A 21,677-nucleotide genomic window follows, 5' to 3' on the forward strand; every position below is an offset into this window, starting at 1 on the left:
TCACTCATGCGGCGGATTTCCGTTCGATCTGTCCAAGAAGATGGGTGCCGTCCGTTCCGGTGATGCGAACGGACAGCAGCTCGCCCGCGATCCCGCCCTCGATCCGGACCGGAGCGAAATTCTCCGCCCGGGCAAGGCCGGGCTTTTCGACCAGCACCGACTGGGTGCTGCCGACAAGCCCGTCAAGGAAGACAGCAAGGGAGCGTTCACCGGCGGCGCGCAGCCGGGCCGCGCGTTCCTTGCGGACGGGGCCGGGAACCTGTGGCATGCGGGCGGCAGGGGTGCCGGGCCGGGCCGAATAGGGGAAGACGTGGACGTAGGACAGGCCGCATTCCTCGACCAGGGCGAGGCTGTTGGCGAACATCTCCTCCGTCTCCGTCGGGAAACCGGCGATGATATCCGCGCCGAAGGCAACGTCCGGGCGGGCCGCGCGCATGTCGCGGCAGAATGTAATGATATCGGAACGGTTATGCCGGCGCTTCATCCGCTTCAGGATCATGTCGTCGCCCGCCTGCAGGCTGACATGGAGATGCGGCATAAGGCGCGGCTCGTCCCGGACCAGCCGCAGCAGATCGTCGTCGATCTCCACCGCGTCGATGGAGGAGAGCCGCAGGCGCGGCAGTTCCGGCACCTGGGCTAGCAGGCGGCGGACCATCTGGCCCAGCTCCGGCTTGCCCGGCAGATCGCCGCCGTAAGAGGTGATGTCGACGCCGGTCAGCACGATCTCGCGATAGCCGTTCGTGACCAGCTCGCGTACCTGACGGACGATCTCGCCCATCGGCACCGAGCGGCTGTTGCCGCGTCCGAAGGGGATGATGCAGAAGGTGCAGCGATGGTCGCAGCCCTGCTGGACCTGAACGAAGGCCCGGGCGCGCCCTTCGAGACCGGCCACCAGATGGGGCGCGGTTTCCTTCACGCTCATGATGTCGTTCACGAGGATCTTCGCCTCACCCGGCATGCTTCCGGATGTGGCCCAGGTTTCGGCCTTCAGCTTTTCCTCATTGCCGACCACCCGGCTGACCTCGTCCATCGCGGCATAGGCATCCGGGTTGATCTGGGCGGCGCAGCCTGTGACCACGATCTCGGCGTCCGGATTGGCGCGGCGGGCCTTGCGGATCGCCTGCCGGGCCTGACGCTCGGCTTCCTTGGTGACGGCACAGGTATTGATGACGACAACATCCTGACGCCCGGCACGGACGAGATGGTCGCGGATCACCTCGGACTCATACGCGTTCAGCCGGCAGCCGAAAGTCTCGACCGGCTTGGCCTTTTCGCGTCCATCCGAATTGTCGTCAGTCATGGTCATGGGCGGAGAAATGGCCGGAATCGGCGCGAAATGCAAGTGTGGCGGGCTCTTGGGAGCCATGCACGCACGGCATGGTCCGGCGCCTCAGCCCAACCGGTCGAGGTCGAGCGTGCCACGGAAGCTGGTGGCGACGGGCCCTGTCATCAGCACATGGCCGTCCTCGCGCCACTCGATGGTGAGAACACCGCCGTCCAGTTCCACGTCCGCCTTGCGCCCGGTCAGACCCTTCCGCGCGGCAGCCACTAGCACCGCGCAGGCGCCCGAGCCGCAGGCCTCGGTAATGCCCGCGCCACGTTCCCAGACCCGCATGCGGATCAGTTCCGGCCCGCGAATCTCTGCGAACTCGATATTGGCCCGGTCCGGGAAGATCGGGTGCAGTTCCAGCTTCGGGCCAACCTCGGTCAGGGCCACCGCATCCACGTCATCGACGAAGAAGACGGCATGCGGGTTGCCCATATTGACGCAGCAGGCACCGGAATAGGGCGCATCCGGGATTTCGACGGAGAGCGTGTCGGTCTCGACCGAAAGCGGAATGGCGGCGGCATCGAGCCGCGCCGGTCCCATATCGACGCGCACGCGGCCGCCCTCGACCCGCTCGCAGACCAGCGTGCCCGCAACCGTTTCGAGATCGATCCGGTTCTTGCCGAATTCCTCCATCACCAGACCCGCAACGCAACGCGTGCCGTTGCCGCAGGCGCCAGCCTCGCTGCCATCCGGGTTATGGATGCGCATGAAGGCGTCGCCGCCGTTCTTCGGTGCCTCGATGGTCAGGAACTGGTCATAGCCGACACCGCGCCGCCGGTCGCCGACGGCGCGATAATCCGCAACCGCGAGGGCCGGGCCGGGAAGGCGGCCATCAAGCACGACGAAATCGTTGCCGAGGCCATGCATCTTCAGGAATTCGATCTGTCTCATGCGGGCATATATATCCTCTGTTTCCGGCAGTTCCAATATGTCGTCTCCCTCGCTACCGTGAGCCCGCAACGTAATTGGGGAGCGAAGCATGATTACCGTCGCGCATGAGGCACTGGAAAACCTGGTCACGGAGATGATCGGACGGGCCGGGAGTAATCCGGAAGAAGCGCGGCAGGTGGCGCATAATCTGGTGGAAGCCAACCTGCTCGGCCATGACAGCCACGGCGTCGGGCTGACGGCGCAATATATGCGTCACGCCAAGGCCGGGACATTGACGGTCAACGGCCATGTCAGTCTGGTGTCGGACAATGGCGCCTATCTGCTGCTGGACGGCAACATGGCCTATGGTCAGGTGACCGGAGGCGAGGCCATGCAGCTCGGGCTCGACCGGGCACGGACGGCGGGCGTCGCCATCGTCGGTCTGCGCAATTCACACCATCTGGGGCGTATCGGTGCCTGGGGCGAGATCTGTGCCAGGGCCGGCTTTATCTCCATCCATTTTGTCAATGTGGTCGGCCATCGCCCGATCGTGGCCCCCTGGGGCGGGGCCGAGGCGCGCTATTCCACCAATCCTTACTGCACGGCGGTTCCGGCGACGGACAAGAACCCGATGTTCGTGCTCGACATGGCGACCAGCCGGGTCGCGCTCGGCAAGGTCCGGGTCGCTTACAATGCGGGCAAGGAAGTCGTCGAGGGAGCGCTGATCGATCATAACGGTTTGCCGACCCGCAACGCGGCGGTCATGTACGAGCAGCCGACCGGCGCGCTACAGGCCTTCGGCGAGCACAAGGGCTACGGTCTTGCATTGCTCGGCGAGATCCTCGGCGCCGCCTTGCTTGGCGGTCCTGTCACCGACCCGGCGCAGCAGGGGCGCGAGACGATCTGCAATTCAATGCTGACGGTGATTGTCGATCCGAAGGGCTTTGGCCGGGACATTCCCTTCGCGGATGCCATCGATTCCATGCTCGCCTATGTCACCAGCGCCCGTCCGGGCGAGGGCGTGGACAAGGTGCGGGTACCGGGCGAGCCAGAACGCGAGACCGGCGCGGACCGCCGGGCCAACGGTGTTCCGGTCGATCCGGGCACCTGGGCCCTGCTGGTCGAAGCCGGTGTCGAGGCCGGTATGGACCGGCACGATTTCGACGGGATCGCGGGGTAGTTCACCCGCCGCCAAACGGTTTTCCGGCGACCTCGAACGGCTCCTGGCTCATTTGCAGATGCAGCTCATTGCCCTCGTAAGGATGGGCCAGCGCCACCTCTTCGTTCAGCTCGACCCCGAGGCCCGGTGCTTTCGGCGGGATGACATAGCCTTCTTCCCAGCCCATCGGCGTCTTCAGGATGTCGGCGTGGAAGCCGTCCCATTTCCGGATGCTTTCCAGCACCAGGAAGTTCGGCGTGCAGGTGGCGAGCTGGACATTGGCGGCACCGACCACCGGGCCGCAATAGAGGTGCGGGGCGATCTGGGCGTAGAAGGCCTCGGCCATGCCGGCGATCTTCTTGCCTTCAAGGATGCCGCCGACGCGGCCCAGATTCATCTGGATGATGGAGGCGGCGCCGGTTTCCAGCACGCGCTTGAATTCCCACTTGGTGGTCAGCCGCTCGCCGGTGGCGATCGGGATCGAGGTTGCCTCGGCCACCTTCGCCATCTCCTCCGGCATGTCCGGCGGGGTGGGCTCCTCGAACCAGAGCGGATCATAAGGCTCCAGCCGCCGGGCGAGACGCTTGGCGCCGGAGGCGGTGAACTGGCCGTGGGTGCCGAACAACAAATCGGCCTTGTCGCCGACGGCCTCCCGGATCAGCCGGCAGAATTTCTCCGAGCGGTCGAGGATCTCCATGTCGGGTTGGTGCCCGCCGAATGCGGTATAGGGCCCGGCCGGGTCGAACTTCAGCGCGGTGAAGCCTTCGGCGACACAGGCCACCGCCGCTTCGGCGCTTTTCTCCGGACTGTTATAGAAGGTGGCCGGATCATCCTCGGGGCGCGGATAGAGATAGGTGTAGGTCCTGAGCCGCTCGTTCACCATGCCGCCGAGCAGCTCGTAGACCGGCTTGTTCGCGGCCTTTCCGATGATGTCCCAGCAGGCCATTTCCAGCGCGCTGACCACCCCCATCATCGACGGGTCCGGGCGCTGGCTGAAGCCGGAGCCGTGGGCCCGGCGCCAGAACCGCTCGATATGGTGCGGGTCCCGGCCTTCGAGATAGCGGCCGAACACGTCCTCGACCATGGCGACGGTGGTTTTCGGGCCGAAACTGGCGGCATAGACCTCGCCGACACCTTCAATGCCGCAGGCGGTGCGCAGCTTCAGGAACAGGAAATAGCGGCCGCCGAAGCCGGGCGGAGGATTGCCGACGATGAAGGTCTTCAGGCTTTCCAGCTTCATGGGGGCAAACTCCGTCACACGTCTTTCGTCAATCCGGCTCATCCGGCAGTTGGGCCACGCTAAGAGTCCGGGCCGCTTGAGGCTAATGAAAAAACGACAGAATGACGGCTCTTGTGTCCGGATCGGGCGAGCTTCGTCTCTGGCCGTGAGGAACGCGGGAATGCTTGACTCGGCAGGCAGGCGCCCATATGTTCCGGCGCTCTCGGCAAAAATCAGTGCGCTGAGACCTTCACGGGTTCCGTCCGTCCTCGAGTGTTCGAGCACGGGCGTGCTTTCGTTTTGCGTCTCGCCTGCCTGATAAACCCGGGAAAAATTGGAGCTTACGGACGCATGTTCGACAGTTTGCAAAACCGGCTCGGCGACGTTTTCGATCGCCTCAAGAGACGCGGCGCGCTCAAGGAAGCGGACGTGACCGCGGCGCTGCGCGAAGTGCGTGTGGCCCTGCTTGAGGCCGATGTCGCGCTGCCGGTGGTCAAGGAATTCGTCGACAAGGTGCGCGAACGCGCCATCGGCCAGGAAGTCATCAAGTCGGTGTCTCCCGGCCAGCAGGTCATCAAGATCGTCCACGACAATCTCGTGGAAATGCTCGGCACCGATGCCAGCGGCATCAATCTGAACGCCGTCCCGCCCGTGCCGATCCTGATGGTCGGCCTGCAGGGCGGTGGTAAAACCACCAGCACCGCCAAACTGGCCCGGCGCCTGAAGGAACGGGACCGCAAGAAGGTCCTGATGGCTTCCCTCGATATCTATCGCCCGGCGGCCCGCGAACAGCTTCGCGTGCTGGGTGAGCAGATCGACGTTGCGACGCTGCCGATTTCCGAGAATGAAACGCCTGTTTCGATTGCGAAACGGGCTATGACCGCCGGCAAGCTGCAAGGCTTCGACGTGGTCATGCTGGATACCGCCGGCCGGCTCTCCATCGATGAGTCGATGATGGACGAGGTGATCCAGGTCCGCGATGCGGTGAAGCCGGTCGAGACCCTTCTCGTCGCCGACGCCATGACCGGCCAGGACGCCGTCACCACGGCGCGGAACTTCAACGAGCGGGTCGGTCTGACCGGCATCGTGCTGACCCGGATGGATGGCGATGCGCGCGGTGGCGCGGCTCTCTCCATGCGGGCGGTCACCGGCGTGCCGATCAAGGCCGTCGGTATTGGCGAGCGCGCGGATGCGCTGGAAGACTTCCATCCTGAACGTGTCGCCGGCCGGATTCTCGGCATGGGCGACGTGGTCAGTCTGGTCGAGAAGGCCGCCGAGACCATTGAGGTCGAGGAAGCCGAACGCATCGCCAAGAAGATGCAGAAGGGCGCCTTCGATCTTGAGGACATGCTCTCGCAGCTTCGTCAGGTGAAGAAGATGGGCGGCCTCGGTGGCGTCATGTCCATGCTGCCGGGCATGGGCAAGCTGCAGAAACAGATGGCCGGCGCCAATATGGACGACAGCGTCATCAAGAAGCAGGAAGCGATCATCCTCTCCATGACCAAGGTGGAGCGGAAGAACGTGAAACTGATGAATGCCTCGCGCCGCCGCCGTATCGCGGCCGGGTCCGGGACCAGCGTTCAGGAAGTGAACAAGCTCCTGAAGCAGCACCAGGACATGACGCGGGTGATGAAACAGATGGGCAAGATGGGCGGCATGAAGGGCCTCGGGGCGCTTCTCGGCGGCGGGGGCGGAATGCCCGGCATGCCATCGCCCGGCCAGATGCCCGGACAATTACCGTCAGGTCTTGGCGGCAAGGGAATGCCGAAACTTCCGGGAGGCATGCTGCCGCCCGGTTTCCCCGGCAAGAAGTAATCGAACACGTGAAAAGCTAAGAGCGTTACTGAAAGGAATAACCAATGTCACTTCGTATTCGTCTGTCGCGCGGCGGCGCCAAGAAGCGCCCGTTCTACCGCATCGTTGTCGCCGAGGGCACGTCCCCGCGCGATGGCCTCTTCATCGAGAAGCTCGGCTCCTACAACCCGATGCTGCCGAAGGGTCATGAGGGACGTCTCGTGATCAAGGAAGACCGCGTCAAGCATTGGATGTCCGTTGGCGCCAAGCCGACCGACCGTGTCCACAAGATGCTGGCCAGCATCGAGCTGGTTGAGAAATTCGAATATCGCGACCAGCCGAAGAAATCCGCTCCGGGCCGCAAGCGCCAGGAACGTGAGGAAGAAGCTGCAATCGCCGCTGCCGCCGCCGCTGAAACGGCTGCCGCCGAAGCCGCTGCCGCTGCTGAAGCTGCCGCCGAAGCTGCTGCTGCTCCGGCTGAGGAAGCTCCGGCTGAGGAAGCGGAAAAGTCCGAGGGCTAAGACCTTATGACCGAGCCGGTCACACTCGGCGTCATCGTCGGCGTCCATGGGGTGCGGGGTCTGGTCCGGGTGAAGAGTTTCACCGAGGACCCGGACGATATCACTGCCTATGGCCCGCTGAAGGATGCCGCCGGGAAGAGCTACGAGCTCCAGGTGACCGGCCGGGCGAAGGGCATGCTGCTGGTGCGTATTGCCGGTATCAACGACCGGAACGAGGCCGAGACCCTGAAGGGGATCGAGCTTCAGGTCGAGCGGGACCGGCTGCCGGAAGCGGATGAGGATGAGTTCTACCACGCGGACCTGATCGGCCTTCGGGCGGATATGGTCGCGGGGGAGTCTCTCGGACAGGTGGTCGCGGTGCAGAATTTCGGCGCCGGTGACCTTCTGGAAATCCGGCTCGAAGGCAGCCGCAAGACGGTATTGGTGCCGTTCAACGGTGAGGTGATACCGGAGATCGATCTCGATGCCGGCCGTCTGGTTGTCGATCCGCCGGCCGGCCTGCTGGATGACGAGGTGGAGTCCCCGGGCGCCGAGAGTGCCGGCGCTGAAGGCACCGGCGATGAGCGCTGAAGGCAGTACGCCCTGGCAGGCGACGGTGCTCAGTCTGTTCCCGGAAATGTTTCCGGGTCCGCTGGGCCATTCGATTGCCGACAAGGCTCGGAAGTCCGGGCTTTGGTCCCTGAAATCGCTGGACATCAGGGATTTTGCACGCGATAAGCACCGCTCCGTGGACGAAACCCCTTTCGGGGGCGGTTCCGGAATGGTGATGCGGCCCAATGTGGTCGACGCGGCTTTGGCCTCTGTCGACGACATGCCGGGCCGGCGGATCTATCTCAGTCCGCGCGGTGCCCGGTTCGACCAGGCAATGGCGCGGGAGCTTGCGGCGGAACCCGGTGTGGTGCTGCTTTGCGGGCGTTACGAAGGCCTTGACCAGCGGGTGATCGATGCCCGTGGCCTTGAAGAGGTCAGCCTTGGGGATTTCGTGCTTTCGGGCGGCGAGATCCCGGCCCTGGCGCTGCTGGATGCCTGCATCCGTCTGCTGCCGGGCGTGCTCGGAGCGGCGGAAACGCTGGACGAGGAAAGTTTTGAAGAGGGGCTGCTTGAGTATCCCCACTATACGCAACCTCGGGAATGGAACGGTGTGTCCGTCCCCGAGATCCTGCTTTCCGGCCACCACGCCAGGATACGGTCCTGGCGGCGGGAACAGTCGGAAGAGATCACGCGGCAACGCCGGCCCGACCTTTGGGCCCGTTATCGCGGATCGGAAGAGTGAGCGGCATGGACGGCCTGGCTGTCCGGATCTCGCTCGAACGGTAGCGGCACGCCGCTCCTCTGCGGTCCGATAACCGGGCACGCAAGAGCTGTGTGTTTTATAGAAGAAGCCGGTATTCACCGGTCCCTGGATGGACCGGTCGCCACTGGCGCGTATTGGAGAATGAAGAATGAATATCGTTCAACAGATCGAAAAAGAGCAGGTTGAAAAGCTCTCTTCCGAACGTCCGGTTCCGGAATTCGGCCCGGGTGACACCGTGCGTGTCAACGTGCGTGTCGTCGAAGGCACCCGCGAGCGTGTCCAGGCCTATGAAGGCGTCTGCATTGCACGCAAGAATGACGGCCTGAACTCCGCTTTCACCGTCCGCAAGATCTCCTACGGCGAAGGCGTCGAGCGCGTGTTTCCGCTCTACTCCCCGCGCCTGGACAGCATCGAGGTGGTCCGCCGCGGTAAAGTGCGCCGCGCGAAGCTCTACTATCTGCGCGGCCGTCGCGGTAAGTCGGCTCGTATCGCCGAGAAGAACACCTGGGCCAAGAGCAAGGCCGCAACCGAAGCGTAAGCATCGGGTATCATATGAATTACGGACGGGAGCGCCTTGGCGCTCCCGTTTGCGTTTGGGCGCCGGCATGAGCCCTGCGGGAGCCGGGGCGTTTAGCTGAACAGCGTCCCGCATCCGATGACGGCCAGCAGCAGATAGGCGATGCGGCGGAAAGTCTGCTCGCTCGCCTTGTAGAACAGTCTCCCGCCAAGCCAGATGCCGCCCACATAGCAGGGGGCGAGCACGGCGCCGAGCAGCATGCGGTCGGGTGTGAGCACGCCGAACCAGAAATAGCTGGCAACCACGAAGACGAAGCCTATCTGGAAAAAGGCGGTGATGTTGGCCCGCACCGCCGCCGGGGCATAGGGGCCGGAGAGCAGATAGAAGATGATCGGCGGCCCGCCCAACCCGGTCGATCCGTTCAGGAAACCCGCGACGGTGCCAACTGCGACATCAATCCCCAGCCGGCGCGGGATCGTGTGCCGGTATCCGCTTGCCAGCAGCACGACCAGAAGCAGGACGATGCCGGAAATCAACCGCCGCAGCAGGTCCTGATCGATGCTGACCAGGATCCAGGTGCCGAGCGGCAGGGCGATGATGCCGCCGAGCGCCATGGGGGCCGCCTGTTTCCAGTCCGCCTCCCGGCGCGACATGCGCAGAAGCTGGATCTGTGCCGGCATCTCCATCGTGGTCAGGCAGGCAAGGGCGGTTTGCGGTCCGAACAGCAGGCTCAACAAGGGGATCGAGATCATGGCCGCACCAAACCCGGAAAAGCCGCGAACCAGACCGGCCAGACCAACCGCAACGGCGCCGAAACCGAGCTGCCAGAGGCTGGCCGCTTCCAATATGGAAGTAATCGAGTTCAGATCCATTCGGGATTGGCCTTTATCGGTTTGATTATTTCTAAAAAGCCCGGATTTACCGCAAGATTCAGCTTTTGTCGCCGGGGGCGACTCGGTATGCTCCGGTCCCCGTCGTGAGTGACGAGAGATATGGTGCCGCAGTACCCGGAGGGCGTTTGCCCTCAAATAAACCGGGGCCGCGCAGAGAGACGAGAGGAAGCATAGCAGCGATGTCCAAGCCGCGTACGCTGTTCGATAAAATCTGGCAGGATCACCTGGTCGACGTCCAGGACGATGGTACATGCCTGATTTATATCGATCGACACCTGGTTCATGAAGTAACCAGCCCGCAGGCCTTCGAGGGGCTCCGGAACGCCGGCCGCCAGGTGCGCCGCCCGGATCTTACCCTTGCGGTCGCCGACCACAATGTTCCGACCAAGGATCTCGACAAGGGCATTACCGACGAGGATTCCCGGATCCAGGTCGCGACCCTTGAGCAGAATGTCTCCGATTTCGGCGTGCCTTATTTCAGCATGACCGACAATCGCCGGGGCATCGTGCACATCATCGGACCGGAGCAGGGCTTCACCCTGCCGGGCACGACCATTGTCTGCGGTGACAGCCATACCTCGACCCATGGCGCATTCGGCGCGCTGGCATTCGGTATCGGCACTTCCGAGGTGGAGCATGTGCTGGCAACCCAGACGCTGGTGCAGTCCCCCGCGAAGAACATGCGGATCACGGTCAAGGGTGAGCTGCCGAAGGGCGTGAACTCCAAGGACGTGGTGCTGGCGATCATCGGCAAGATCGGTACCGCTGGCGGCACTGGTCACGTTATCGAATTCGCTGGAGATGCCATCCGTACCCTCTCGATGGAAGCGCGGATGACGGTCTGCAACATGTCCATCGAAGCGGGTGCCCGTGCCGGTCTGATTGCGCCGGACGAGACCACCTTCGAGTATCTGAAGGGCCGGCCCTTCGCGCCGAAGGGCGCCGCCTGGGAGCAGGCTGTCGCTTACTGGAAGACGCTGCCGTCCGACGCGGATGCGGTCTACGACACCGAGGTCGAACTCGATGCCGCCGAGATCGTGCCGCAGGTGACCTGGGGCACGAACCCGGAAGAAGTCATCCCGATCACCGCGAACATTCCGGATCCGGAACAGCTTGCCGATCCGGTGCGCAAGGCAAAGATCGCCCGTTCACTCGAATATATGGGCCTGAAGGCCGGTGTGCCGATCAGCGAGGTGAAGATCAACAGGGTCTTCATCGGCTCCTGCACCAACGGCCGGCTGGAGGATCTGCGGATCGCCGCCGGTGTGGTCAAGGGCCGCAAGATCGCCGACGGTGTGAACGCGATCATTGTCCCGGGTTCTGGTGTGGTGAAGGAACTGGCCGAGGAAGAAGGTCTGGACAAGATCTTCCTCGAAGCCGGATTCGAATGGCGCGAGCCGGGCTGCTCCATGTGTCTGGCCATGAATGCCGACCGGCTGGAGCCGGGCGAGCGCTGTGCCTCGACCTCGAACCGTAACTTCGAAGGCCGTCAGGGCCGCGGCGGACGGACCCATCTGGTCAGTCCCGCAATGGCGGCGGCAGCGGCGGTAACCGGTCATCTGACCGATGTCCGCGACCTGCTAAATTAGGGAGAGAGAGAATGGATAAATTCACCAAACTCTCCGGTGTCGCGGCGCCGATGAACATCATGAACATCGACACCGACATGATCATTCCGAAGAACTATCTGAAGACGATCAAGCGGTCGGGTCTCGGCAAGCATGCCTTTGCCGAGATGCGGTATAATGACGATGGCAGCGACAATCCGGATTTCGTGCTGAACAAGCCGGCCTACCGGAAGGCGCAGGTCATCGTGGCCGGCGAGAATTTCGGCTGCGGCTCCTCGCGCGAACATGCGCCGTGGGCACTGCTCGATTTCGGTATCCGCTGTGTGATCTCGACCAGCTTCGCTGACATCTTCTTCAACAACTGCTTCAAGAACGGGATCCTGCCGATCAAGGTGACCCAGGAGCAGCTGGACGAGTTGATGGACGATGCCGAGAAGGGCTCCAACGCGGTGCTCGAAATCGATCTCGAAAATCAGGAAATCGGCCGTCCGAACGGTGAGAAGATCACCTTCGACGTCGACTCCTTCCGCAAGCACTGCCTGCTCAACGGTCTCGACGATATCGGCCTGACCATGGAGAAGGGCGGCTCGATCGACACTTTCGAGGAAAAGCGGAAGGCCGATCGGCCGTGGCTGGCGGCATCCTGACGGGAACATATCCCGCATAACGGAACCAATCCGGCGCTCGGGGGTTTAACCAGAGCGCCGGGCTGATTATAAGAACCACACAGAATTCAGGCTCCTCAGTGGGCCAGTCTCAATAGGTAACCGGTCTCACTAGGGTAAGCAGAGTTCATGGCCTCCAATCGTAAAATGCTGGTTCTCGGCGGTGACGGGATCGGTCCCGAAGTCGTCAAGGAAGTGCTCCGTGTCGTCGACTGGATGGCGAAGAAGCGGTCTGTCAGTTTTGACCTTCAGGAAGGTCTTGTCGGCGGCGCCGCCTACGACAAGCACGGCACGCCGCTGACCGACGAAACCCTGGCGGATGCGGTCGATTCCGACGCGGTCCTGTTCGGTGCCGTTGGCGGTACGCAGTATGACAGCCTGCCTTTCGAGGTGAAGCCGGAGCGCGGCCTGCTGCGCCTGCGCAAGGAAATGGACCTGTTCGCCAACCTGCGCCCGGCCATGGTGTTCGATGCGATGGCAGACGCGTCCTCGCTGAAGCGGGAGCTGGTCTCCGGCCTCGATATCATGATCCTGCGCGAGTTGACGGGTGGCGTCTATTTCGGCCAGCCGCGCGGCATCGACGATCTGCCGGACGGCACCAAGAAGGGCTACGACACGCAGGTCTATACGACCCCGGAGATCGAGCGTATCGGCCGCGTTGCCTTCGATATGGCCCGCAAGCGCGACGGTCGGGTGACCTCGGTCGAAAAAGCCAACGTGATGATGTCCGGCGTGCTCTGGCGCGAAGTCATGACCAACCTTCACAAGGCCGAAGGCGAAGGTGTGACCCTCGAGCATATGTATGCCGACAACTGCGCCATGCAGCTGGTCCGGAACCCGAAGCAGTTCGACGTGATCGTCACGGACAATTTGTTCGGCGACATTCTTTCGGATTGCGCGGCGATGCTGACCGGCTCCCTCGGGATGCTGCCGTCCGCCTCGCTCGGTGCGGTCGACGAAGTGACCGGAAAGCGCCATGCGCTGTACGAGCCGGTGCATGGCTCCGCTCCGGATATCGCGGGCAAGGGCATTGCCAACCCGATCGCCGAAATGCTGAGCTTCGCCATGGCGCTCCGCTACTCGTTCGACATGGGCGAGGAAGCGGACATGCTCGAGAAAGCGATCCAGAACGTGCTGAAATCGGGACTGCGAACCGCGGACATCATGCAGGATGGCATGGCGCGTGTGTCGACTACCGTGATGACAGACAGCCTGCTTAAAGAGCTGGATAAACTTGTATCGGGATAACCCTCCCCAACCAGCATAGCTTGAGTTTACTCGGCGGGGGGCGTAAGTCTCCCGCCGAAGTCGTTTATGGACTTCAACAACCGAAGGATTGGACCAGAACCATGGGCTACAAAGTTGCCGTAGTCGGCGCGACGGGCGCCGTTGGTCGTGAGATGTTGACAACCCTTGCCGAGCGCGATTTTCCGGCGACCGAAGTCGTCGCGCTTGCTTCCGAGAAATCGGCGGGCACAGAGGTGTCCTATGGCGAGGAGAAAACACTCAAGGTTCAGAATCTGGCGACATACGACTTCAAGGGCACCGACATCGCGCTGTTCTCCGCAGGTGGTACGATCTCCGAGAAATATGCGCCGATAGCGGCCGCCGCCGGCTGCGTTGCCATCGATAACAGCTCGCACTTCCGGATGGACCCGGACGTGCCGCTGATCGTGCCGGAAGTGAATGCCGGGGCCGTTGCCAAATACGGCAAGCGCAACATCATCGCCAACCCGAATTGCTCAACGGCACAGCTCGTCGTCGCGCTGAAGCCGCTGCATGATCTGGCCAAGATCAAGCGCGTCGTCGTCTCCACCTACCAGTCGGTTTCCGGTGCGGGTAAAGAGGGCATGGACGAGCTCTTCACCCAGACCCGCGCGATCTATGTGAACGATCCGGTGGAGAATACGCAGTTCACCAAGCAGATCGCCTTCAACGTGATCCCGCATATCGACAAGTTCATGGATGACGGGGCGACGAAGGAAGAGTGGAAGATGACCAGCGAGGTGAAAAAGATCCTCGATCCGGCCATCGAGCTTGTCGCCATGTGTGTCCGTGTGCCGGTCTTCATCGGTCATGCAGAATCGGTCTTCATCGAGACGGAAAATCCGCTCAGTGTGGAAGAAGCCCGTGCCGTGATGCAGGACTTCCCGGGTCTGGTCGTGGTCGATCATCGGGCGGACGAAGGCTATGTCACGCCGCAGGAATGTGCAGGCGAGGACGCGGTTTATGTGAGCCGGGTGCGCAAGGATCCGACGGTCAAGAACGGTCTGATCTTCTGGTGCGTCTCCGACAATCTGCGTAAGGGTGCTGCCCTCAATGCGGTGCAGATTGCCGAGACACTGGTGAAAAACCACCTCGAAAAAGCTGCCTGATCCAGCCAGCGAATTTTTCATCGTGAAACGGCCGGCGCATTGTCGGCCGTTTTTTTATGCGGAAATACTACTTATACGTTTGCGATTTTTCTCCTGATCCCGTATTTCATGAATGTGCTTGAGTAAAAAATTACTCAAGTCATCGCATTAAAGCACAGAGCACTCATCAACGTGTCGGGGCTTCTCGTGGGGACTGGGGATCAGGAAAGCGGCAATGGCCGATATGCCCGTGGGGCGGGCCTGTCATCAGGCGATATTTTTGCCGAAGGGACGGTGAGCACCGTCGATATGATGGTCTGTGCGGGCGGTGCCCTGCCATGTCCGGTCCGGGAGAGACCGGCTCAAACACCGCGTGACTATCGCAAACCGGTCGATCCGCTCGCTGCATCCTCAGCCTTGCCGCCGGAAGCCTTCTGGCGCCTTTGGTCCAAGCATCAGAACCAGTTGCTGCGGCAATGCATGCGGATGATGTCCGGGAACATGGCGGATGCCGAAGATGCGCTGGGAAACGCAATGGTTCGTGCCTCGTCCCATTTTGCCGAAGGCGGCGGAGACGCCATCGCCAACCAGCGTGCCTGGCTGTCCCGCCTGGTTCATAATGCCTGTATCGATTTCTATCGTGCCAGATCCCGTCAGAAACGCTGGACCGATGAGGTCATGGCCATGGCGGATGGCGGCGTTATGCCGTCCGTCCCGTCGCCTGAGCCGACACCGGAGGAAGTCGCGGAGACGGGAGAGTCCCTGCGGTCGCTACAGCATGGTCTCGACGCGCTTCCCGAACTGCTGCGTGTGCCGCTTATGCTGAGATTCTTCGAGGGCCTCTCCTATGCGGAGATCGCGGAGCGGCTGAGTATTCAGAATTGCACGGTCAGGAAGCGTGTGCAGCTTGCCCGTGAGCGGTTGCGCCGTAACGGGGCGAGACTGACCTGAGGCGTTTGCCTGCTCTTATACTTTTCCCAAAGGTGCGGGCACTTCTTTCAAAGCTGCCGGACAAAGCCTCTTCAGGCTCTTGAGAATTGCCGGAAGGTCCAGTTCCATCCGGCCGGACCGGTCCGTTATCCGTGTGGCGGTCTCCAGCCCTCCGGCGGCGCGGGCGAAAGCGGATCTGACATCTCCGGTGCGCACCAGCCATGCGGTGAGCAGGGCGGCGAACAGGTCGCCGGTGCCGTTGAACCCGCGATCGAGGCGCGGAGCCGTGGCCTCGTAGCAGGTTTGTTCGAGCACGAGCATGTTCGACACCGTTCCCGGCCGCTCGATGCCGGTGATGGCGACGGCGGACAGTCTGGCGTCGGCAATCAGTGTTCGGGCGGCAGCCGTGATCGCACCGGTATCGGCGGAGACTTCGCTGCCGCAAAGCACCCCGAGCTCATAGAGGTTCGGCGTCACGATATCGGCGCGCGGCAGAAGTTCGCCGCAAATGGCTTCGGCAACGCCGTCACGGACAAACCGGCGGCCATTATCCCCGATCACCGGATCGAGCACGAAGGGTATTGCCGGATTGACCGCGCGGGCCTTGTCGACGGCACCAGCCACCACGCCGGCGGTTTCCGGCAGGCCAAGATAGCCGGAGAGTATGGCCGAAAGTGTATCCGGGACCCCAAGAGCGGCCAGACCATCGATATGCGCCTGCACCTCGGCCGCCGGTCTGATCTCGCCACGGAAGTGCCCGTGGCCCGGATGATTTGAAAACGAGACCGTGTCGAGCGGCCAGACTTCAAGGCCCGCGGCCTGTATGGCGGGCACGGCGATGCTGTTGCCGACATAGCCATAACTGACCCGGGACTGGATCGATAAAATTGCCATGCTGGCTCCCCTGCCTGCGCGGTCCGGTCTCCCTTGAGATGACGGCGCACGGGGGGTCCGGTCAAGTGACAAGTCGCTCTCTCTGTTTGGTTTTCCCGGTCTATCCACTAGAATGAGCCGAACGGGACAAACGGAGATCATGCAATGACCGCTTCCATCAGACCGCGCCGCTCGGCGCTTTATATGCCGGGCTCGAACGCGCGCGCGCTGGAGAAGGCGCGGATGCTGGAGGCGGATGTCCTGATCATGGATCTTGAGGATGCCGTCTCGCCGGACAAGAAGGCGGAGGCCCGGACGACTATCGCGTCTGCCCTGAAGGAAGGCGGTTACCGTGACCGGGAGATCGTCATCCGGGTTAATGCCGCGGACAGCGCATGGGGAGCGGAGGATCTTGCCTTTGTCGCCCAGTCCGGCGCGGACGCCGTGCTGCTCCCGAAGGTAGAGCATGCCGATCAGGTCTGGTTCGCGGAAGAGGCGCTGGCCATGGCCGGAGCGCCGGCCAGCCTCTCGATCTGGTGCATGATGGAGACCCCGCTTGGCATGCTGCATGCCGAGGAGATCGCCGGGGCCAGCCCGAGCCTCGGGTGCCTGGTGCTCGGGACATCCGATCTCGCCAAGGATCTTCATGCCCTGCACACACGAGACCGGCTGCCCTTCGTGACCAGTCTCGGGCTCTGTATCCTGGCGGCCCGGGCCTATGGTCTGGCGGTGCTGGATGGTGTTCATCTCGATCTGGATGACACCAAGGGGTTCGAGGAGGTGTGCCGCCAGGGCCTGCAGCTCGGATTCGACGGCAAGACCCTGATCCATCCGAAAACCCTGGAGCCGGCGAACCGGATCTTTGCGCCGAGCGGCGAGGAGATTGCCTGGTCACGCAAGATCATCGATGCACATCAGCAGGCGGACGCGGCCGGCAGCGGGGTCACGCTTGTTGACGGCAAGCTGGTGGAGTCCCTGCATGTCGAGAATGCCCGCCGCATTCTGGCGCTGGCCGAGATGATCGAATATCGCGAGTCCAGCAATGAAAGCGACGGGTCGAACGCTTGACGCCTAACGGCAGAAGCTGATCGAGCCTTCGGCGCAGACTCTCTTGCCGTCTGTCCAGATCGCGCCGGAAAGATCGGCCCGGAAGAAATCCGCATCGCGGAGTCGGGCGCCGGTCAGGTTCGCCCCGCGCAGGATCGCGGTCTGGAACCGGACCTTGATCAGATTGGCGCCGGTGAAATCCGTGTCCGTCAGATCGGCCTGACTGAAATCCGCATCACGGAGCTGTGCGCCCCGGAAGGACGCACCCTTCATCTTGGCCCGGCCGAAACGGACGCGGCCTCGGCTTTCGTCAAGCGTGGCGCCGGTCAGATTGGCCCAGTTGAAGCTGGCGTCGTTCAGGTTGGCTCCGGTCAGATCAACACCGGCCAGCGGGTAATTGTCGAAATTGCAGCGCCGCCAGTCGACGCCGGGTCCCGGCGGATCGGCGCAGGCGGCCTGGCCCGCTGACGAAAAAAGCGTCAGCGCGGCAAGAAAAGCGGCTGCCCCGATGAAGTGCAGGTATCTGGATCGGGTCGTTTGAAACACGGATCGTTGCATCCCGGACATTTCGTCTAATGGTGCGGCCGCACCGTACCAGATGAGCAGGGTAATGCCAGCCGACAGATCGTCGCGATTTCACAGAATGCGGATAAGTCCCCGGAAGACGAGCGGGCCGCACGTCAAAAGACATGCGGCCCGTCGGACATGGAAGGCAGGCACCGACACTACCAATGCGACTGTCTTGGCACGGACTCCGCCGGTATATTTGGTGGCGCCCGACCCCGCCCAAATCCTGAAAAACAAGATTGAGCAAGAGCAATGCTTCCATATCTTGAGTAAAAGCATCGCCTTTTTTTGAGACTAGATCAATAAAAATATGAGCAAGCTGTCATGCCGCAGTGATATTTATAGTGTATGAAGCGCGTTTCTAATTAACTCACAATTATTCGTTAAAAGAAGAAAAAGATATGCACAGTTCGAATGCATAATATTATATTGAAATATAATGAGTTTATGGATCTTCAATAATTACTGCACAAGCTATCCACAAGTAAGTCAAAATTTTATCCACAGGGTCGTTCAGGGCGCTGTGCATAAATTCGCGAATGCCAGTATGGCCGGGGACTGGACAAGTCGGAGGGTCGAAATAAATTGAGCTCACGTTCGCACTGCAATATGGTGCGGCTTCATTGTTGATGTTCCTCAGGAAAGGCGCGCTATGAGCGTTTCCAACCGCCCTCTTTCCCCGCATCTTCAGGTCTATAGGCTACCTCTAACCGCGATAACGTCGATCCTGCACCGGGCGACAGGAGTCGCGCTTGGCATCGGGACGTTGTTTCTCGTGTGGTGGCTGATGGCAGCGGCGACTGGTGGGGGCTATTTCGAGTTTGTGCAGAGCATCATGGGGTCCTGGATTGGCCTTCTGATCCTGTTCGGCTTTTCCTTTGCCCTGTTTTTCCATCTTTGCAACGGCATCCGCCATCTGTTCTGGGATAGCGGTTACGGCTTCGAGATCGAGACGGCTGAGAAGGCGACCAAACTGGTCATCGCCTCATCGGTGGTCCTGACCGTTCTGGCCTGGATACTTGCCTGCGCCCTTTAAGAGGCTGGGCCAACAAAAAGACTCTTTTGAGAGGCTGGTATGACTGACAATTCAATGCGTACGCCGATCGGCCGTGTGCGCGGTCTTGGCAGCGCCAAGAGCGGTCTGCATCACTGGTGGATGCAGCGTGTGACCGCCGTGGCGCTGATCCCGCTGACACTCTGGTTTGTGGCGTCCCTGATCTCGCTGGCCGGAGCCGGTTATGCGGAGACCGTTGCCTGGCTTGGCTCACCCGTCGTCGCCGTTCTGATGATCGCCCTGATCATTGCGACCTTCTATCATGCGGCGCTCGGCCTGCAGGTCGTGATCGAGGACTACGTTCATCACGAAGGCGTAAAGCTGGTAACCCTTCTCGGTGTGAAGCTGCTCGCTTCCCTTCTTGCAATTGCCGCCCTGTTCGCGGTGCTTAAACTCGCTTTCGGAGGCTGAGCTCCATGAAGTCCTACGAGATCATTGATCATACCTACGACGTCATCGTCGTGGGCGCCGGCGGTGCCGGCCTGCGTGCCGCCTTCGGGATGGCAAACGAAGGCCTGAAGACCGCCTGCATCACCAAGGTCTTTCCGACCCGCTCCCATACTGTGGCAGCGCAGGGCGGTGTTGGCGCCGCGCTCAACAATATGGGTGAGGGCGATAACTGGAAATTCCACATGTACGACACCGTCAAGGGGTCGGACTGGCTGGGTGACCAGGATGCCATCGAATATATGTGCCGGAACGCCATTCCCTCGATCATCGAGCTGGAGCATTTCGGCGTGCCGTTCTCGCGGACCGACGAGGGCAAGATCTACCAGCGCCCGTTCGGTGGTCACACGCTGGATTTCGGCAAGCGCATGGCCAAACGCGCCTGTGCCGCGGCTGACCGGACCGGTCACGCCATTCTGCACACGCTCTATCAGCAGAGCCTGAAGGCCAATGCCGAGTTCTTCATCGAGTATTTCGCCATCGACCTGATCATGGACGAAGAAGGCGCCTGCCGTGGCGTCATGGCGATCGATCTTGCGACCGGCACTCTGCACCGGTTCCGCGGACACCAGACGGTGCTGGCGACCGGCGGTTACGGCCGGGCCTACTTCTCCTGCACCTCCGCCCATACCTGCACCGGCGACGGTGGCGGCATGGTGGTGCGCGCGGGCCTGCCGATGCAGGATCTGGAATTCGTCCAGTTCCACCCGACCGGTATCTACGGTTCCGGCTGCCTGATCACCGAGGGTGCGCGCGGCGAAGGCGGGTATCTGACCAACTCCGAGGGCGAGCGCTTCATGGAGCGGTACGCGCCGACGGCCAAGGATCTGGCCTCGCGCGACGTTGTCAGCCGGGCCATGACCATCGAGATCAACGAAGGCCGGGGTATCGGGCCGGATAAAGATCACATCTATCTGCATCTGGAACACCTCGACCCGGACGTTCTGCACCTGCGCCTGCCGGGTATCTCCGAGACCGCGAAGATCTTCGCCGGCGTCGATGTGACCAAGGAGCCGATCCCGGTTCTGCCGACCGTGCACTACAATATGGGCGGCATCCCGACGAACTATCACGGCGAGGTGCTCAACCCGACGGCGGACGATCCGGACCGGGTTTGCCAGGGCCTGATGGCCATTGGCGAGGCGGCCTCCGTCTCCGTGCATGGCGCCAACCGTCTCGGCACCAACTCCCTGCTCGACATTGTCGTGTTCGGCCGGGCCGCCGCCTTGCGGGCCAAGGAAACCGTCCGTCCGGGTGAGCTGCACAAGCCGCTGCCGTCGGATGCGGGCGAGTACGCCATCGCGCGTCTCGACAAGATGCGTCATGCCAAGGGCGAGCGTAAGGCTGCCGAGATCCGTCTCGACATGCAGCGCGCCATGCAGCAGCACGCGGCGGTGTTCCGCACCACCGAGCTGATGGATGATGGTGTGAAGAAAATCCAGGATATCGCGGCCACGCTGCCGGATATCGGCCTCAGCGACCGCTCGCTGATCTGGAACTCGGATCTGGTCGAGGCACTGGAACTTGAGAACCTGATGAGCCAGGCAGTGATCACCCTGACCTCGGCGAGCCTTCGTCCGGAAAGCCGCGGCGCGCATGCGCACGAAGACTTCCCGGATCGGGACGACGAGAACTGGATGAAGCACACCGTTATGTGGCTCGACGACAAGTACAAGCACAAGGTGATGTATCGCGACGTGCATATGTACACGCTCTCGAACGAAGTCGAGGTCGTGCCGCCGGCGGCACGCGTCTACTGATCGCTTGAGAACGAAGAAAAGATCGGAATTGAGAGATGGCTGAATTTTCTTTGCCGGCGAACTCGAAGGTCAAGATCGGCAACACCCACAAGGCTGAAGCCGGCGCGAAACGGGTCAAGGCATTCAAGATCTACCGGTACGATCCGGATAGCGGACAGAACCCGCGGGTCGATACCTACGAGATCGACCTCGACGCGTGCGGCCCGATGGTCCTGGACGCACTGATCAAGATCAAGAACGAGGTCGACACCACCGTCACCTTCCGCCGTTCCTGCCGTGAGGGCATCTGCGGGTCGTGCGCCATGAATATCGATGGCACGAACACGCTGGCCTGCCTGAAGAGCATCGACGATGTGAAGGGCGACGTGAAGATCTACCCGCTGCCGCATATGCCGGTGGTGAAGGATCTGGTGCCGGACCTGACCCAGCCCTATGCGCAGCTTGCCTCCATCGAGCCGTGGCTGAAGTCGAAATCGCCGCCGCCGCCGGACGAGGAGCGCCGCCAGAGTGTGGCAGAGCGCGAGAAGCTCGACGGTCTGTGGGAATGCGTGCTGTGTTTCTGCTGCTCGACATCCTGCCCGAGCTACTGGTGGAACGGCGACCGGTATCTCGGCCCGGCCATCCTGCTGCAGGCCTATCGCTGGATCGCGGACAGCCGCGATGAATATACCGGCGAGCGGCTCGATGAGCTGGAAGATCCGTTCCGGCTCTATCGCTGCCACACCATCATGAACTGCACCAAGACTTGCCCGAAAGGCCTGAACCCGGCCAAGGCAATCGGTGAGATCAAGAAGCTGATGGTCCAGCGCATGTAG

22 protein-coding genes are annotated in these 21,677 nt (G+C 62.1%); 16 read left to right on the forward strand and 6 right to left on the reverse strand.

All coding sequences use genetic code 11. From position 1 onward, the window contains the following. Window positions 1–4: 4 nt before the first annotated feature. The gene (gene mtaB, locus AAC126_RS15925) at window positions 5–1,300 is read right to left on the reverse strand and encodes a tRNA (N(6)-L-threonylcarbamoyladenosine(37)-C(2))-methylthiotransferase MtaB (protein ID WP_339855073.1); all 1,296 of its coding nucleotides are present in this window, start codon (window positions 1,298–1,300) and stop codon (window positions 5–7) included. Window positions 1,301–1,390: 90 nt separating this feature from the next. After that, window positions 1,391–2,221: a diaminopimelate epimerase gene (gene dapF, locus AAC126_RS15930; RefSeq protein WP_339855035.1), complete on the reverse strand. Its 831-nt coding sequence runs from the start codon at window positions 2,219–2,221 to the stop codon at window positions 1,391–1,393. An 88-nt stretch (window positions 2,222–2,309) separates the two neighbouring features. Here dapF and AAC126_RS15935 point away from each other — a divergent pair, with 88 nt between their 5' ends. Further along, window positions 2,310–3,380, forward strand: coding sequence for a malate/lactate/ureidoglycolate dehydrogenase (locus AAC126_RS15935; RefSeq protein ID WP_339855037.1), 1,071 nt, complete (start codon window positions 2,310–2,312; stop codon window positions 3,378–3,380). A gap of 1 nt (window position 3,381) precedes the next feature. Here the strand turns inward: AAC126_RS15935 and AAC126_RS15940 are convergent, their stop codons facing one another. Continuing rightward, window positions 3,382–4,599, reverse strand: coding sequence for a mandelate racemase/muconate lactonizing enzyme family protein (locus tag AAC126_RS15940; protein ID WP_339855039.1), 1,218 nt, complete (start codon window positions 4,597–4,599; stop codon window positions 3,382–3,384). A 330-nt stretch (window positions 4,600–4,929) separates the two neighbouring features. On the opposite strand from AAC126_RS15940, the gene ffh reads away from it, so the two are divergent. The 5 genes from ffh to rplS all read left to right on the forward strand — a co-directional run bounded on the left by ffh (window position 4,930) and on the right by rplS (window position 8,725). After that, window positions 4,930–6,393, forward strand: a complete 1,464-nt coding sequence (gene ffh / locus AAC126_RS15945; RefSeq protein WP_339855041.1) for a signal recognition particle protein — start codon at window positions 4,930–4,932, stop codon at window positions 6,391–6,393. A gap of 44 nt (window positions 6,394–6,437) precedes the next feature. Continuing rightward, entirely contained in the window at window positions 6,438–6,893 is a 456-nt protein-coding gene (gene rpsP / locus AAC126_RS15950) for a 30S ribosomal protein S16 (protein ID WP_339855043.1), read from the forward strand. 6 nt (window positions 6,894–6,899) lie between these two features. Further along, a complete protein-coding gene (gene rimM / locus AAC126_RS15955) occupies window positions 6,900–7,463 on the forward strand; it encodes a ribosome maturation factor RimM (RefSeq protein WP_339855045.1) in 564 nt (187 codons plus the stop codon). Further along, window positions 7,453–8,166, forward strand: a complete 714-nt coding sequence (trmD, locus tag AAC126_RS15960; RefSeq protein WP_339855075.1) for a tRNA (guanosine(37)-N1)-methyltransferase TrmD — start codon at window positions 7,453–7,455, stop codon at window positions 8,164–8,166. The genes rimM and trmD overlap by 11 nt, the downstream gene beginning before the upstream one ends. Window positions 8,167–8,335: 169 nt before the next feature. Then, window positions 8,336–8,725 (forward strand): 50S ribosomal protein L19, encoded by a 390-nt coding sequence (gene rplS / locus AAC126_RS15965; RefSeq protein ID WP_339855047.1) that lies wholly within the window; start codon window positions 8,336–8,338, stop codon window positions 8,723–8,725. 92 nt (window positions 8,726–8,817) lie between these two features. Here rplS and AAC126_RS15970 read toward each other — a convergent pair whose 3' ends face one another. Continuing rightward, entirely contained in the window at window positions 8,818–9,576 is a 759-nt protein-coding gene (locus AAC126_RS15970; protein WP_339855049.1) for a sulfite exporter TauE/SafE family protein, read from the reverse strand. Window positions 9,577–9,776: 200 nt separating this feature from the next. Here AAC126_RS15970 and leuC point away from each other — a divergent pair, with 200 nt between their 5' ends. The 5 genes from leuC (at window position 9,777) to AAC126_RS15995 (ending at window position 15,135) form a co-directional block, all read left to right on the forward strand. After that, window positions 9,777–11,186, forward strand: coding sequence for a 3-isopropylmalate dehydratase large subunit (gene leuC, locus AAC126_RS15975; RefSeq protein WP_339855051.1), 1,410 nt, complete (start codon window positions 9,777–9,779; stop codon window positions 11,184–11,186). 11 nt (window positions 11,187–11,197) lie between these two features. Next, window positions 11,198–11,812 carry a 3-isopropylmalate dehydratase small subunit gene (leuD, locus tag AAC126_RS15980; protein WP_339855053.1) on the forward strand — a complete coding sequence of 205 codons (615 nt, stop codon included), beginning with the start codon at window positions 11,198–11,200 and terminating at the stop codon, window positions 11,810–11,812. A gap of 147 nt (window positions 11,813–11,959) precedes the next feature. Continuing rightward, window positions 11,960–13,078 carry a 3-isopropylmalate dehydrogenase gene (gene leuB, locus AAC126_RS15985; RefSeq protein WP_339855055.1) on the forward strand — a complete coding sequence of 373 codons (1,119 nt, stop codon included), beginning with the start codon at window positions 11,960–11,962 and terminating at the stop codon, window positions 13,076–13,078. Window positions 13,079–13,179: 101 nt separating this feature from the next. Further along, complete coding sequence (locus AAC126_RS15990) at window positions 13,180–14,205, forward strand: aspartate-semialdehyde dehydrogenase (protein ID WP_339855057.1); 1,026 nt, start codon at window positions 13,180–13,182, stop codon at window positions 14,203–14,205. A 273-nt stretch (window positions 14,206–14,478) separates the two neighbouring features. Further along, a complete protein-coding gene (locus tag AAC126_RS15995) occupies window positions 14,479–15,135 on the forward strand; it encodes a sigma-70 family RNA polymerase sigma factor (protein ID WP_339855059.1) in 657 nt (218 codons plus the stop codon). Between the two features lie 15 nt (window positions 15,136–15,150). On the opposite strand, the gene pdxY is transcribed toward AAC126_RS15995, so the two are convergent. After that, on the reverse strand, window positions 15,151–16,008 hold the full coding sequence (gene pdxY / locus AAC126_RS16000) for a pyridoxal kinase (RefSeq protein WP_339855061.1): 858 nt from the start codon (window positions 16,006–16,008) through the stop codon (window positions 15,151–15,153). Between the two features lie 144 nt (window positions 16,009–16,152). Between pdxY and AAC126_RS16005 the strand changes: the two genes are divergently transcribed. After that, window positions 16,153–17,055 (forward strand): CoA ester lyase, encoded by a 903-nt coding sequence (locus AAC126_RS16005; protein ID WP_339855063.1) that lies wholly within the window; start codon window positions 16,153–16,155, stop codon window positions 17,053–17,055. 3 nt (window positions 17,056–17,058) lie between these two features. On the opposite strand, the gene AAC126_RS16010 is transcribed toward AAC126_RS16005, so the two are convergent. Then, on the reverse strand, window positions 17,059–17,580 hold the full coding sequence (locus tag AAC126_RS16010; protein ID WP_339855064.1) for a pentapeptide repeat-containing protein: 522 nt from the start codon (window positions 17,578–17,580) through the stop codon (window positions 17,059–17,061). Window positions 17,581–18,253: 673 nt separating this feature from the next. Here AAC126_RS16010 and sdhC point away from each other — a divergent pair. Genes sdhC through AAC126_RS16030 form a run of 4 tightly spaced genes read left to right on the forward strand, consistent with a single transcriptional unit; the run spans window position 18,254 to window position 21,677 of the window. Beyond that, the gene (gene sdhC, locus AAC126_RS16015; protein WP_339855066.1) at window positions 18,254–18,637 is read left to right on the forward strand and encodes a succinate dehydrogenase, cytochrome b556 subunit; all 384 of its coding nucleotides are present in this window, start codon (window positions 18,254–18,256) and stop codon (window positions 18,635–18,637) included. A 39-nt stretch (window positions 18,638–18,676) separates the two neighbouring features. Continuing rightward, the gene (sdhD, locus tag AAC126_RS16020) at window positions 18,677–19,066 is read left to right on the forward strand and encodes a succinate dehydrogenase, hydrophobic membrane anchor protein (protein ID WP_193172264.1); all 390 of its coding nucleotides are present in this window, start codon (window positions 18,677–18,679) and stop codon (window positions 19,064–19,066) included. A 5-nt stretch (window positions 19,067–19,071) separates the two neighbouring features. Continuing rightward, window positions 19,072–20,862 (forward strand): succinate dehydrogenase flavoprotein subunit, encoded by a 1,791-nt coding sequence (gene sdhA / locus AAC126_RS16025; RefSeq protein ID WP_339855069.1) that lies wholly within the window; start codon window positions 19,072–19,074, stop codon window positions 20,860–20,862. Window positions 20,863–20,897: 35 nt separating this feature from the next. After that, the gene (locus tag AAC126_RS16030) at window positions 20,898–21,677 is read left to right on the forward strand and encodes a succinate dehydrogenase iron-sulfur subunit (protein ID WP_339855071.1); all 780 of its coding nucleotides are present in this window, start codon (window positions 20,898–20,900) and stop codon (window positions 21,675–21,677) included.

Origin of the sequence: uncultured Nisaea sp. (assembly GCF_963974195.1) — a bacterium.
Classification (GTDB): domain Bacteria; phylum Pseudomonadota; class Alphaproteobacteria; order Thalassobaculales; family Thalassobaculaceae; genus Nisaea.

Bases quoted from the DNA above. Each gene is read 5' to 3' on its own strand.
- trmD (WP_339855075.1), top strand. From the start codon at position 7,453: ATGAGCGCTGAAGGCAGTACGCCCTGGCAGGCGACGGTGCTCAGTCTG.
- leuB (WP_339855055.1), top strand. From the start codon at position 11,960: ATGGCCTCCAATCGTAAAATGCTGGTTCTCGGCGGTGACGGGATCGGT.
- sdhC (WP_339855066.1), top strand. From the start codon at position 18,254: ATGAGCGTTTCCAACCGCCCTCTTTCCCCGCATCTTCAGGTCTATAGG.
- AAC126_RS15940 (WP_339855039.1), bottom strand. From the start codon at position 4,599: ATGAAGCTGGAAAGCCTGAAGACCTTCATCGTCGGCAATCCTCCGCCC.
- pdxY (WP_339855061.1), bottom strand. From the start codon at position 16,008: ATGGCAATTTTATCGATCCAGTCCCGGGTCAGTTATGGCTATGTCGGC.
- rpsP (WP_339855043.1), top strand. From the start codon at position 6,438: ATGTCACTTCGTATTCGTCTGTCGCGCGGCGGCGCCAAGAAGCGCCCG.
- leuC (WP_339855051.1), top strand. From the start codon at position 9,777: ATGTCCAAGCCGCGTACGCTGTTCGATAAAATCTGGCAGGATCACCTG.
- AAC126_RS15990 (WP_339855057.1), top strand. From the start codon at position 13,180: ATGGGCTACAAAGTTGCCGTAGTCGGCGCGACGGGCGCCGTTGGTCGT.
- rimM (WP_339855045.1), top strand. From the start codon at position 6,900: ATGACCGAGCCGGTCACACTCGGCGTCATCGTCGGCGTCCATGGGGTG.
- ffh (WP_339855041.1), top strand. From the start codon at position 4,930: ATGTTCGACAGTTTGCAAAACCGGCTCGGCGACGTTTTCGATCGCCTC.
- sdhA (WP_339855069.1), top strand. From the start codon at position 19,072: ATGAAGTCCTACGAGATCATTGATCATACCTACGACGTCATCGTCGTG.
- AAC126_RS15935 (WP_339855037.1), top strand. From the start codon at position 2,310: ATGATTACCGTCGCGCATGAGGCACTGGAAAACCTGGTCACGGAGATG.
- sdhD (WP_193172264.1), top strand. From the start codon at position 18,677: ATGACTGACAATTCAATGCGTACGCCGATCGGCCGTGTGCGCGGTCTT.
- mtaB (WP_339855073.1), bottom strand. From the start codon at position 1,300: ATGACTGACGACAATTCGGATGGACGCGAAAAGGCCAAGCCGGTCGAG.
- rplS (WP_339855047.1), top strand. From the start codon at position 8,336: ATGAATATCGTTCAACAGATCGAAAAAGAGCAGGTTGAAAAGCTCTCT.
- leuD (WP_339855053.1), top strand. From the start codon at position 11,198: ATGGATAAATTCACCAAACTCTCCGGTGTCGCGGCGCCGATGAACATC.
- AAC126_RS16005 (WP_339855063.1), top strand. From the start codon at position 16,153: ATGACCGCTTCCATCAGACCGCGCCGCTCGGCGCTTTATATGCCGGGC.
- AAC126_RS15970 (WP_339855049.1), bottom strand. From the start codon at position 9,576: ATGGATCTGAACTCGATTACTTCCATATTGGAAGCGGCCAGCCTCTGG.
- AAC126_RS16030 (WP_339855071.1), top strand. From the start codon at position 20,898: ATGGCTGAATTTTCTTTGCCGGCGAACTCGAAGGTCAAGATCGGCAAC.
- dapF (WP_339855035.1), bottom strand. From the start codon at position 2,221: ATGAGACAGATCGAATTCCTGAAGATGCATGGCCTCGGCAACGATTTC.